Origin of the sequence: Pseudoalteromonas sp. Scap03 (assembly GCF_013393115.1) — a bacterium.
Classification (GTDB): Bacteria; Pseudomonadota; Gammaproteobacteria; order Enterobacterales; family Alteromonadaceae; genus Pseudoalteromonas.
In genome coordinates, this window is record NZ_VDEU01000001.1 from 3,052,579 (window position 1) to 3,065,569 (window position 12,991).

Consider the following 12,991-nt stretch of genomic DNA (forward strand, 5'->3'; position numbering starts at 1 on the left):
ATATATACACTGTAATTATATACATATTTTAGGTTAATCATCACATGCTATCGAGCTCACTTAAAAAAACAATTAGACAAGTACACCAGCATGTTGCAAATAACCTAACCGATTACCGCCCTCGCAGTAGTCAAAACTATTTAGTTGCTGAAATCGCCAAAACATTAGCCGGTGAATACCATAAAAAACAACGTATTTGTGTTATTGAAGCAGGCACCGGCACCGGTAAGTCATTAGCTTACTGTCTAGGCGCTCTACCATTGGCATTAGCACAAAAAAAGAAACTGGTTATTTCTACGGCTACTGTTGCTTTGCAAGAGCAATTAATCGCTAAAGAACTGCCGTTTTTTAAAAAGCACTCAGGGCTCGATTTTAAATTTGATTTAGTAAAAGGCCGCCAACGTTATATTTGCGCTCACAAACTTCATAATGCGCTGAACAGCGATAGCCAAACTCAAATGGAGTTTATGCCTACCCTTACATCACCACTAAGTGATATGGAAACTAAGTGCTTAAAGCAACTTTACGATGCCTATGTAAACAAAAAATGGCAAGGCGATAGAGACAGCTGGGCTGATACCATTCCTGATAGGGTATGGGGACTAATTGCTTGCGATAAGCATGCTTGCCAACGCCAGATGAAAGCACACCAAACATGTCCTTTTCAACTCGCCCGCCAGCAGTTAATGCAAATGGATGTATTAGTTATAAACCATTCGTTACTGTTAGCCGATTTAGATTTAGGGGGCGGAAAAATTTTACCCGAACCCGACAATACCATTTATGTAATCGATGAAGCGCATCACCTTGCGCATATTACCCGCGACTTTTCATCTGCTGCAGCTACCATAAAAGGCACGATAGATTGGCTCGACAAACTCACTAAATTTAGTGGCAAAATGGCCAAAGTGTTAGTGGGGCAAAAAGGTATTGGGCAAAACTTTAAGTTATGCGATAGCGTTAACGATGCTAACAAAGATTTAAAAGTAGTCCGCGATATTCTCGACAACGCCGATTTTGAATATTCAAAAGACGATACCTATCGCTTTGAACATGGTGAAATTCCTAAATCGTTACACGCTAAGGCAAAAGACATTAGTGAGGCTACGCTTGATGCTTTACGCTGTTTGAATAAAATGCACGATACCCTCACACAAGATGTAAGCGACGGTGATATTAAACCTTATGTTGCCGACCCCATTCTGGCTGAAAGTGGGCAATACATAAACCGGTTAGAACAACTTAATAAATTATGGTTTAGTTACGCCACTAAAGGTGAAGGCACGCCGCATGCGCGTTGGATAAAACGACTTGAATATAAAAGCCATCATGATCACTTGCTTAGCGACTGCCCCATTGAGGTCGGTTACTATTTAAAAGACAAGCTGTGGAGCGAATGTGCTGGAGCCGTGCTATGTTCTGCTACCTTGAGCGCACTAGGCTCATTTGATCATTTTGCCTATGAAAGTGGCCTTGCTAAAGAAGAAGGGGTAAAGTTTATTAAAGTCCCCTCCCCGTTTGACTACCCAAAACAAGCCACTCTGCGTATTCCGACGTCAAGCATAGAGCCAACAGATAAAGAATTCAGCGATCATATTGCTAAAACATTACCCGAATACCTAAACACTAAAAAAGCTAACTTAGTGTTATTTGCCTCTTACTGGCAAATGGACCATGTAAGTAAGTTTCTTAGAACAAAAGGATTTAACTTATTAGTACAAGGTGAAATGTCACGAGAAGCTTTACTCAAATTACACACTAAAAATATTGATGAAGGCAAAGGCAGTATTTTATTTGGCACCCAAAGCCTTTCTGAAGGACTTGATTTACCTGGTAAATATTTAGAAAACCTGATTATTACAAAAATTCCATTTGCGGTGCCCACCTCGCCTATCGAAGAAGCACAAGCGGAGTTTGTGCAAAGTAAAGGCGGTAATCCGTTTTTATCGATAACCGTGCCAGACGCAGCAAAGAAATTGGTACAAAGCTGTGGTAGACTGCTGCGCAAAGAAAGTGATATTGGCACAATAACTATTTTAGATAGACGCTTAATCACCAAACGATATGGCAAAGCCATGCTCGACACCTTACCACCTTTTAAAAGACAAATAGATTACTGATGTTTGAACTTGCACTCGACCCAACAACTTGGGCTATTTTATGTGGCGTTGCACTTTTAGCGGGCTTTATTGATGCTATTGCTGGCGGTGGTGGTTTACTCACTGTACCGGCACTGTTAACGGCGGGATTACCTCCTCATTTGACGCTTGGCACTAATAAATTGGCCGCCAGTTTTGGCTCGTTAACGGCCAGTATCACCTATTATAAAAAACAGTTATTTAGTCCACGATTTTGGTTTGCTTCTATTATGGCTACCGCCATAGGTGCTTTGTTAGGCACACTTATTGTTGATCATTTAAGTATCGAGTTTTTAAATAAGCTCTTACCCATTATTATTATTTTAGTGGCTTGCTACAGCTTGTTTGGTAATTTAAGTACCACACAAAGTGATGATCTGCCTAAATTAACCCGCACAATAAAAGTAAAACAGTGGCTACAAGGATTAAGCCTAGGTTTTTTTGATGGTTTAGCTGGGCCTGGAACGGGAACTTTTTGGACTGCCTCAAACGGTATGCTTTATAAAATGAGTTTGCTACTTAATTGTGGTTTGGCGCGTTCAATGAATTTTGTTTCTAACTTTATCTCGCTGATCACCTTTGTTGCACTTGGCCATGTTAACTTCTTACTGGGAATTACAATGGGCTTCTTTATCATGCTTGGTGCATGGTTTGGCGCACATTCAGCGATTCGTTTTGGCAGTAAATTTATTCGTCCAGTATTTAATACTATGGTTATACTTTTAGCATTAAAACTAATTTACGAGGCATACTTTTAATATGCAATCTGCTGCTTTAGACAAACTACGCCAACAAGTTGCCACGCTTAAGCAACAAGCAGAGCAATTTGACAAAGCAAAGCTCTTTTCTAAAAACCGGTATATGCAGGCACAGCCGAGCCTATTTGACAGAGCCGTGTTTAGCACCAAAAGTATGAACTTAGCCGACTACGTAGTAGAAATAGAAGATGAAATAGCCAGCTTACCACCGAGCGAACACCGTCATGCATACACCTATGCACTTGAGCGTATTGCCAGTCAGGTACAAGCGGTATTTAATGTTATTAAATCGACCCCTATTTGGGTGAAAGAAAATAAAAGTCATTATAAGCCTCGTGCTAAACAGCCTGTTTATAAACAAGCGGTGCAAAAAATCATGCAATCATCCCACGAATTATATGATGAACTTAAACAAAACCATGAATTTGAACGTCGCCTAGTACTGATGATTGAAGAGCGTAAACTGCAAATGGAAAAAGCATCGCCTGCGCAAGCACAAAAGCTTAACCAAGAAATTTTAACTACTCATGCACGACTCGGCCGTTGTAGAAAAGCAATTTCTGCCACCGAAGACAAAATTCAACAAGTAGAAAAACAACAGCTACGCTAATGCAGCTTTTTTATCACCCTCTCTACTCTGCTTTAACGCTCCCTGAGCGCCATCGATTTCCAATTAAAAAGTATCAACAGCTCAAGCATGAAGTTGAACGTTTAGGCTATACGCGGTTTATATCGCCTTCGCCAGCAACTAAAGCGCAGTTAAGCTTATGCCATAGCTCAGATTATATTGCTGACTTTTTAAACGGGTCGTTAACTGACAAAGCGGTGAAGAAAATGGGATTTCCTCACTCTTATAAACTTGTTGAGCGAACTCTTTACTCTGTTGGTGCCAGTATTCAAGCCGCTGAAACAGCACTTGAAAGTGGTTTAGCGGTTAATTTAAGTGGCGGCTATCACCATGCTTACAGCAATTACGGCAGTGGCTTTTGTATTTTTAATGATTTAGCCATTGCGGCAGCGCATCTTATTTCAACAGAGCAAGCCGACACTGTATTAATATTTGATTGTGACGTACACCAAGGTGACGGTACCGCGCAAATAACCCAACAGCACGAGCAGATAATTAGTTGCTCAATTCACTGTGAACAAAACTTTCCTCGGCAAAAACAGCTCTCAAACTATGACTTTGGCTTACCTGCAAACACCACAGATGCAGAGTATTTAACAACACTAGAGCAAGCTCTTGAGTTATGTGTTCGTCTGCACCAGCCCGATATTATTTTATATAATGCGGGCGCCGATATTTATACCAAAGACGAACTCGGCTTATTTGATGTTTCCTTAGCTGGTGTGTATAAACGCGACTTTGCTGTTCTTAACTTTTGTAAGCAGCGAAACATACCACTGACGTGCGCTTTAGGTGGCGGTTATCAACGTAACATCAACAATTTAGTTAGTGTCCATAAGCAACTATTTAAAGCGACTCTCGATTTATAACAATCCTTGGTATAGACTCATTACAGACAATAAAAAAGAGTGACAGGAATATGCGATTAGATGACGACATACACAATTTTTACGAAAAACTCGTTTTAGAAGAAATAGAAAAACGTAAACTTAATGAACGTTACAACGACGATGTAATGGCTGACTTTTGCTGCACCGTTCTCAATCAATTACCACCCCGCTATATTCGTTACGATGTAGATATGGCGTTTTATTTAACTCAAACAGATCGTTTAGATATGCAGCAACGCGTAGAAGTTGCCATTAATTTTGCGATTGATCAAATAGCTAAAAAGAAAGCGCTCCATGAGTAACCCACTAGAAGAAGCTCCTACACACGTGAAACTGGCTGTTGATTTAATTATGATTTTAGAGCAACACGATGTAGAGCCAGAAGAAGTATTAAAAGCGCTCGATATCGTAAAAAGTGACTTTGAAAATAAAGTAACAAAGCGCACTTAGCGCTTTTTACTTCCTAAACGCAAACCCTATTTGTAGATTGTTGTACCAGTAACAATAACTGCGCGGCCGCTTTAGCATCATCTAATGCACGGTGATGGTTAGTTAAATCTAAATTAAAGTGTGCAGATAAATTCCCCAGTGAGTACGACTTTAATCCCTTAAATGCTTTACGTGATTCAACAACGGTACATAGTTTTGGCATTTTAAAGTTGATTCCCAGCCCATCAAGCTCTTTTTTAATAAAGCCATAATCAAAATTAACATTGTGAGCGACAAAAATACTACCCGAAAGCTTATCTAATAAAGTCGAAGCAATGTCGCTAAATATAGGCGCATCACTTACCATGGCGTCGTTGATACCGGTTAGTTTAGTAATAAAACGAGGGATAGGCCGCTCTGGGTTTATCAGCGTAGTCCATGTATCAATAATGTTGCCTTGCTGTATTTTAACAACACCAATTTCGGTAATTCGGTTCCCCCCTTTTAGGCCCCCTGTTGTTTCAATATCTACCACACTATAAATCCGCTTAGGATCTACATACCAGTTTACCGCTGCAATATTTACGATAAAGCCACAGTTTTTTAAATTATCGATACTCACTAACTGGTTTCTTTTGAGCTTATCGCCAGGCGCTTTAACCTCTTCAAAATGAACGGCGTTATTATCAACAATCATTAAATCGGGATAACCATCTTTTAGCTGTCGGTAGTTCTTTGCCATATTTTTTAAATGCTGAAGTAAAGCCGTTATTGGGCTATTTAATATAAGCATCTCTACTGGCTTTAAAACATCTGGGTGCCACCTAAATAAGCCATTTGGTTGCTCATAATACTTCGCGGCATGGTTACACACTAAACGCAGCAATTTGGGGGTACTATTACACGCAGCCAGCCGCGCTTCTATTTGTGAGGATTGATTTAAGTAAAAGGAGTCTGTTTTTAACGCTTGTGGGAAAATATCAAATTCATTACAAAGCGACGTCGGGGTTTCAATAAATAGCTCTTGCCAAAAAACCAGCGAAAATAGGCTTTGCCACAAAGTATTTTCAGTATAAAAAACCTGTTTGCCTTGACGAGTGTAGTGATCGCTTACACCTAACTCAACATCGCCGCGGTAGAGTTCATCAACTTCTATAATGCAGCGTGTACTGGCTAACATTTCACTGAGCCGCGAACGGGTTTGCTTGTTAAATTTACGCATTAAAAAGTCATCTGCAAAATACAGTAACTCATCAGTAAGCGGGTTTTCTATAATTTGCTCAAGCTGCGTTTTTACCCATTGCTTATTGCCTTGTCGATATTGCTCCCTTATTTGAATCTCGAGGGCTTGTGCATCGTCTTCGCAAGCATTAAGTACATCAAACGCAAGTGTTGGGTTAGTTGTTTTTAGTTGCTTATAAAGTATAACCAGTAACTTGTTTTTTAACTCTTGTGCAAGATCCCCTAACGCTACTTCATTTATTAGCTTCTTTGCTAGTACCTCTCTTTCATTGTCATCTTTTGTATTTTTAAGCGTTAGCCGCAAACGGTTTAATGCATAGTTAGACTGCGCTTCCTCTATTGAATCAAAGCGCGACAAGCTTTCACTATGCTCTTGCCTAACAGGTGTTACGCCTAAATCTCGCAGTACAAATCGATTTTGATGATTAATATCGCCTGCACTGAGCCTGCCGATATATAAAAATTCAAAATACTCGTAATACTCTTCTCTATTATTTATCACGTACTGATTATATAAGTGTGCAAGACACTCTGGCTTAGATTCAAAGAATGAACTAACTATTTCAACTAAGTTACTTTTAGCAGCGCTTTTTTTAAATAATGGCGGTTGTTCTTGCTTTTCTAGCAGCTCTGTTAAGGCCGGTTTTGTTAGGTGACTTAGTAGTTGCCTATAATCTTTATGAGAAGGTTCAGCAATTAACTTTGCCGCTTTTAATTTAAAAAGTGCTTGGTATGGCAAGCTAATTTCTTCGTAGTTTAATGATTGGGTTTGAACTAAATAAGGCTTACGAGAATAAATGCGCGCCAACATACACTGGCTCTGTTCGTCGAGCGTGTTTATTTTACTAATAAATGAAATATGCTTTTGCTCGAGTAAATGCATGCATTTCTCGCTCACAAACGTTAATAGCTCTCTAAAATGTGCCAAATAATATTTCGCTGGTAACTCTTTTTTCATAAAACCGCCCATACTGTATATAAAAACAGTATCTAGTATCTCGTTATTTTTATCAACCCAATAAAATTTTTATGCATACGTATTACTATTGAAATATCTTTTTTAGCGTGATCACTCTGTGCTAAGGTTGCCAGCAAATTTAGTGCTACTTTAACTACATTACACATAATAAAAATTAGGATTGAACAACATGACGACACAGCATGCAACTAAAGGTGAGCATAGCGCACAGACTAAGTGCTCGCTTTTATATGTTATTTTTATATCGGCCGTTGCCGCTATTGGTGGCTTTTTATTTGGTTTCGATTCGGGCGTTATAAACGGCACCGTATCGGCATTAGGTAATACATTTAACTCAAGCAGTGTTGCAACTGGTTTTAATGTTGCATCTGTATTATTAGGTTGTGCGCTGGGGGCTTTAGCTGCTGGCCCATTAGCTGACAAATTTGGCCGTCGCGCTATTATGATTGTCACTGCCATTATATTTGCAGTCAGCGCTTTTGGCTCTGGGGTTGCCGATAGTTCTGCTGAGTTTATTTTTTACCGCTTATTTGGCGGATTAGGCATAGGTGCAGCCTCTGTTTTAGCACCTGCTTATATTGCAGAAGTAGCACCAGCAAGTTTACGTGGTCGTTTAGCGACATTACAACAACTCGCTATCGTACTTGGTTTATTTGCAGCCTTTTTAAGTAATTACCTAATTGCTAACGCCGCTGGCGGTGCCGAAGGTATTTTAATGTTAGATTTAGCCGCATGGCGCTGGATGTTTTGGGCTGAACTTGTTCCTGCAGGCTTATTTTTAATTGGCGTACTTTTTATTCCTGAGTCACCGCGTTACCTAGTCGCACAAGGTAAACTTAAACACGCTAAAACTGTATTTAATAAAATCTCAAATGACGATGCTGATACGCAAATCAATGACGTGAAACAGTCTCTGCAAAGTGATAAAAAACCAAGTATTCGCGACTTATTTATTGATGGCAGTAAAAAAGTACATCCTATTGTTTGGGTGGGTGTGGCTTTATCAGTTTTCCAACAATTTGTTGGTATTAACGTGGTATTTTATTACGGCTCAGAGCTATGGCAAGCCGCTGGTTTTGATGAATCACAATCACTGTTTATTAATGTACTTGCAGGCACCACCAATATTTTATCTACCTTTATAGCTATTGCCTTAGTCGATAAAGTAGGCCGTAAGCCACTATTATTGGTAGGTAGCATAGGTATGTTTATTAGTTTAAGTGCACTTACCTACACCTTTGGAAGTGCAGGCCTTGATGAAGCGGGCAAGTTAGCACTTAGCGAAAATATGGGTACCTTTGCATTAATAATGGCTAATTTATTTGTGGTATTTTTTGGCTTAAGCTGGGGCCCTATTGTATGGGTACTACTTGGTGAAATGTTCAATAACCGTATTCGCGGAGCAGCCCTTGCTGTTGCAGCTAGCGCACAATGGATAGCTAACTTTGCTATTACTATGACCTTCCCGATTATGCTCGGCAGTATTGGTTTAGCAGGTGCTTATGGCTTTTACACTCTTTCGGCATTTATTAGTGTATTTTTTGTGGTTAAATACATCAAAGAAACACGCGGCATGAAATTAGAGTCAATGTAATTATATAGCCTGAGTAGCGCCGACTTTCCATTAGTTTACTCAGGCTAATCCCCCCATTCTATTATCTTATTTTTCTGCTCATAAAACTAATTAGATACATTTAACCATTTGGCAAGCGGATACTCTCTGGCACGGTGTAAGCTTTTGCCTGTTGAACTATTATCAGCTGAGAATGTTACCAATCACAGTGTATAAATCATCACTATTAATTGGTTTGGCAATAAAGTCATCCATACCTGCTATTAAACATCGCTGTTTATCTTCTTCATAGGCATTAGCCGTAATCGCTACTATAGGCACTCGCAAACCTGTTTTAACTTCCATAACTCTAATCGTACGTGTGCATTCATAGCCATCCATATTAGGCATTTGGCAATCCATTAAAATCAAATCAAACGATTGATCTTTTAATACATCAAGAGCCTTAACACCATCCTCGGCCATAACTATCACCGCTTCAGTCGGCTCCAACATTTTTGAAATAACATGTCGGTTAATCGCATTATCTTCAACTAACAGTATGTGCTTACCCAACAGGTTTGGTTGCATAGCTGTTTTTTTAGGTAATGTTGATGGGGCTTCTGCTGATTTTGGTGCACTAATGCTAAATGTAAACGTACTACCTTTACCCTCTTCGCTATGTAACTGAATTTCACCGTCCATCATTTTTATTAGCTTTTGAGAAATAGCCAACCCGAGCCCTGTTCCTCCATATTTACGCGCAACGCCCACATCAGCTTGAGTAAATTCGCTAAATAACAGTGATTGCTGTGCCTTCGCAATACCAATACCACTATCTTCAACGCTAACTTGAAGCTTATTATCGTGATAATCAAACGATAAATTTACAAAGCCTTGCTGCGTAAATTTATACGCATTAGAGAGTAAATTTATGATCACCTGATTTAAGCGTAATTCATCAATACTAATACACTGTGGCAAATTATTAGTTTGAATAACCGTAAATTCTACCTCTTTGGCAGCAACAATCGAGGAAAATAAAGAGCGTATATTTTCGATAAATGGAGTTAGCTGCGTGGGCCTAATATTTAGCTCCATGGCATTTGCTTCAATTTTAGAAAAATCTAAAATATCGTTAAGAATATTAAGCAAGTTTTTGGCACTTTTTTGCTGTGTGATTAACAATTCCTTTTGTTCGGTACTCAAGGACTGATCTCGAAGCAAAACCTCTCCCATACCTAATATGCCATTCATAGGTGTTCTAAGTTCATGACTCATGTTTGCTAAAAATTGTGACTTAGCAATATTTGCTTCATTGGCGAGTTTAACCGTTTGTGTTAATTCAGTTGTTTGCTCTGCGACTTTACTTTCTAATTGCTGATTAAATTGGCTAAGCTGCTTATTGAGTTCTTCATTTTCTATATTAGATGCTTCTAAATTGCCAATTGAATGCTGTAACGCACTGCCCAACATGTCAAATTGATACTGCAATTGTAGTACTTCATACCAACTAGATTCCGTATTGAATACCTGCTTTTTTGTTTTGCTAAAGTCTTGAATTAAATTAGTCAGCTCTCTAATTGGCTTGGTAAGTAAGTGAGTAAATTTATAAATAAACAACACAACCAATACCATCGAAATTAAGCCTAGTAGCATGGTTGGCAACCATGTACCCACGACCACTATGGTTATGTACTTTCGATTATAAAAAGAAATGACCTGCCAACCATTTTTGTCATCAATAAACTGACTGGTGTGATACATTTCATTATCAGCAGAGCGAAATAGTTGGCTGTTAGGTTGACGCTGAGCTTTAAAAGCTTGCAGGTTAAAGTCACTCAGTGCAGTAAACTGATTTAGTGAACTAAATACTACTTTTTTGTTGGCATCTAAAATTACTAACTGCCCTTTATATTCAAATAAGTCCGGAATAAATCGCTCTAGTCGGTCTAGTTGGAGCGAGCCCTCAATAACACCATAAAATTCATCATCTCTATAAATAGGAGCGGAAAGTGCTACGATCGGTTGATTCCCTAATCCCCTTCCTCGAAATACACCACTGCTATAACCGAAAGGGTACTGCTGAGCTTGAGAAAAATAAGAGCGATCATTAACATAACGCTGCTCTTTAGTTAGTCCACTTAGTAGCTCGCTCGGCATGCTGTTTTTAACAAGGCCCTTTGGACTGGCATAAAGGCTAGTTAAAAAACCTGGATATAAAGCCATCAACTGCTCTAACTGAGGCTGAATTTGTCCACCAACGCTAATTGTATTACTGGTCATTACAACCGCGTTTTTATGAAACTGTAAATAATCATTGAGCTGAGTGCTAATTGATTGAGACTGCTCTTCGAGTTGCGTATTCACTTCGTATTCTAAACGCGAATAATGCTGATTAACCAAAGAAACACTGGTGATCAACACCACTAAAATAATGATAACGCTAACAATATAACTTAAAATACGTGCAAGAGGTTGTCCTTGATAGACTCGACTGGCATGAGGAACAAACAGACTGACCAAGTCGACCAGGGCCAATGCAATCATGGCATTTATTAAGTACTTTGAGGCAGCCACAACAAGTGTGAGCCAAGGCAGGCCTATAACAAAGTGACCCAAAAACCACACCAGTGGTAAACCTACTAAAAACCAAAATACAGCGCCTAAGGGAAGTATTGGCTTAGAACGCTTTAAACAAAAGGCATAAAGCCAAAACAGCTCAAGCACATAAACAACACTGTTCCAGCTATGTCCCCAGCGATAAAATAAAAAACCAGTTACAATCGCTAAGCTAAGGAGAGAATAACGAAGCCCTGCAAACACTAGGCTAAGTATTACAAACGTCTGACCAAATAAAAATTCAGAGCTATCAAAAAAATACAGAGGTAAAAGATTAACGCAACCTCCAATAAGCCCGAGTAATATTGCCAGCGCCCATTTATTCCTCTGAGATGTCATATTGACCCTTAATAGCTTTATTGAACACCTGCGGCGTAAAGTATAATCACGAGTTTTAATTATTACTTACCCATTAGCTATTGTCTATAAAGACAAAGAATTAGCTAAGTGCGTAAAAGCTAGAATTAGCGCACGAATAACAAAATAAAATATTAGAAAATAGATAAATGGAATTTTAATACACCCAATGTTGTTTGAAGTGTAAGTTGGCATAAGATTGAAGCTTATAATGGCATAAAGTTACTAAATACAGGCTTTATGTAGCTAACCACTTAATAATACAGCCCAGTTTAGTTGACTGCTCTGTGCCTTGAGCAGACCTTGAAAATCTTTAATGTCCAAAATCAAGATTTGATAATCATATAGAAAGCTTCTCGAGTTTTTCGATACAGTTGTGTTGACCAAAACATAAACTGTATTTCGAGGAGCTTGGTATGAAACTATATGGTGGCATTGACTTGTATTCAAAAAATTTTGTTGTTGCTATCATTAATGAACAAGGTGAAACACTTACCGTTAAGCGTTTAAATAATGACATGTCTGTCATTTTATCTTTTCTAAGTCCTTATAAAGACAACTTAAAAGAGCTTGTTGTCGAATCAACATTTAATTGGTACTGGTTAGTCGACGCTTTAATGGATACAGAGTTTAAAGTCCACTAAAAACTTATTAATCAGTACAAAGTTGTTACATGCGACATCTTGGATATAAGCTCAGTAGCAACAAAATAAAACAAATGGCCGCTATCAGAAAAGGCGTTGATACTGAGCAGGTACATGCAGACTTTAGCTCAATGAATACAGCACTGTCAGTCATTTCTAACCTCTCATTAATACGCTGTGCCCAACAGCAAATTAATGTGATAGAAGGCGCTATTTTAAAACAAACATCACTCTCCCCTGAGTTTATGAACCTAGCCAGTATTGATGGAATTGGGAATACCTTAGCACTGACCATTATGTTAGAGACAGGCACTATTAAACGTTTTAATAGCCCAGGGAATTTCTCATCGTATTGTCGCTGTGTTAAAGGAGCAAGGTACAGTAATGGAAAGAAAAAAGGCGCTACGAATCAGAAGAATGGTAATCGTTATTTAGCGTGGGCTTTTACTGAGGCCGCTAATTTTGCCATTCGGTACAACCCGACAATCAAAAAATATTATCAACGAAAACTGGCTAAAACGAACCAAGTTATCGCAATTAAAACGGTTGCGCATAAGCTCGCAAGAGCCTGTTATCACAGGCTTAAAGATAATGTTCCATTTGATGAACACAAGGCTTTTTCCTAGCGACGAAAAAACAAATTAGGTTAATGTGTTGAGCTAGTAATGGGGTTGGTAAAACCACTAGATTTGATTGAGCCTGCACGTTAACCGCTCATATTTTAAATACTGGATATGCCCAATGTTTGAGCC

The 12,991-nt window shown here is 38.8% G+C and carries 11 protein-coding genes; 9 read left to right on the forward strand and 2 right to left on the reverse strand.

The window, feature by feature from the left end; translation table 11 throughout:
• The first annotated feature begins 44 nt into the window (after positions 1-44).
• Genes dinG through FHG08_RS14075 form a run of 6 tightly spaced genes read left to right on the forward strand, consistent with a single transcriptional unit; the run spans position 45 to position 4,864 of the window.
• The gene (dinG, locus tag FHG08_RS14050) at positions 45-2,120 is read left to right on the forward strand and encodes an ATP-dependent DNA helicase DinG (RefSeq protein ID WP_054202434.1); all 2,076 of its coding nucleotides are present in this window, start codon (positions 45-47) and stop codon (positions 2,118-2,120) included.
• Positions 2,120-2,896 (forward strand): TSUP family transporter, encoded by a 777-nt coding sequence (locus tag FHG08_RS14055; protein ID WP_138764511.1) that lies wholly within the window; start codon positions 2,120-2,122, stop codon positions 2,894-2,896. Before dinG ends, FHG08_RS14055 begins: the two co-directional genes overlap by 1 nt.
• Position 2,897: 1 nt before the next feature.
• Positions 2,898-3,506 (forward strand): primosomal replication protein, encoded by a 609-nt coding sequence (locus tag FHG08_RS14060; RefSeq protein WP_054202432.1) that lies wholly within the window; start codon positions 2,898-2,900, stop codon positions 3,504-3,506.
• Complete coding sequence (locus FHG08_RS14065) at positions 3,506-4,393, forward strand: histone deacetylase (RefSeq protein ID WP_178956323.1); 888 nt, start codon at positions 3,506-3,508, stop codon at positions 4,391-4,393. Before FHG08_RS14060 ends, FHG08_RS14065 begins: the two co-directional genes overlap by 1 nt.
• A 50-nt stretch (positions 4,394-4,443) precedes the next feature.
• Complete coding sequence (locus FHG08_RS14070; protein WP_138605010.1) at positions 4,444-4,716, forward strand: late competence development ComFB family protein; 273 nt, start codon at positions 4,444-4,446, stop codon at positions 4,714-4,716.
• On the forward strand, positions 4,709-4,864 hold the full coding sequence (locus FHG08_RS14075; RefSeq protein WP_138605011.1) for a YbaM family protein: 156 nt from the start codon (positions 4,709-4,711) through the stop codon (positions 4,862-4,864). The genes FHG08_RS14070 and FHG08_RS14075 overlap by 8 nt, the downstream gene beginning before the upstream one ends.
• Before the next feature lie 13 nt (positions 4,865-4,877).
• Here the strand turns inward: FHG08_RS14075 and FHG08_RS14080 are convergent, their stop codons facing one another.
• Positions 4,878-7,043, reverse strand: a complete 2,166-nt coding sequence (locus tag FHG08_RS14080; RefSeq protein WP_178956324.1) for an exonuclease domain-containing protein — start codon at positions 7,041-7,043, stop codon at positions 4,878-4,880.
• Between the two features lie 190 nt (positions 7,044-7,233).
• Here FHG08_RS14080 and FHG08_RS14085 point away from each other — a divergent pair, with 190 nt between their 5' ends.
• Positions 7,234-8,658 carry a sugar porter family MFS transporter gene (locus FHG08_RS14085; RefSeq protein ID WP_178956325.1) on the forward strand — a complete coding sequence of 475 codons (1,425 nt, stop codon included), beginning with the start codon at positions 7,234-7,236 and terminating at the stop codon, positions 8,656-8,658.
• Positions 8,659-8,820: 162 nt separating this feature from the next.
• Here the strand turns inward: FHG08_RS14085 and FHG08_RS14090 are convergent, their stop codons facing one another.
• Positions 8,821-11,577 carry a response regulator gene (locus tag FHG08_RS14090; protein WP_178956326.1) on the reverse strand — a complete coding sequence of 919 codons (2,757 nt, stop codon included), beginning with the start codon at positions 11,575-11,577 and terminating at the stop codon, positions 8,821-8,823.
• Positions 11,578-12,011: 434 nt separating this feature from the next.
• On the opposite strand from FHG08_RS14090, the gene FHG08_RS19090 reads away from it, so the two are divergent.
• Both FHG08_RS19090 and FHG08_RS14095 read left to right on the forward strand, forming a co-directional pair.
• Positions 12,012-12,239, forward strand: a complete 228-nt coding sequence (locus FHG08_RS19090; protein WP_249363147.1) for a hypothetical protein — start codon at positions 12,012-12,014, stop codon at positions 12,237-12,239.
• A gap of 29 nt (positions 12,240-12,268) precedes the next feature.
• Positions 12,269-12,865 carry a transposase gene (locus FHG08_RS14095; RefSeq protein ID WP_256729711.1) on the forward strand — a complete coding sequence of 199 codons (597 nt, stop codon included), beginning with the start codon at positions 12,269-12,271 and terminating at the stop codon, positions 12,863-12,865.
• Positions 12,866-12,991: the final 126 nt, after the last annotated feature.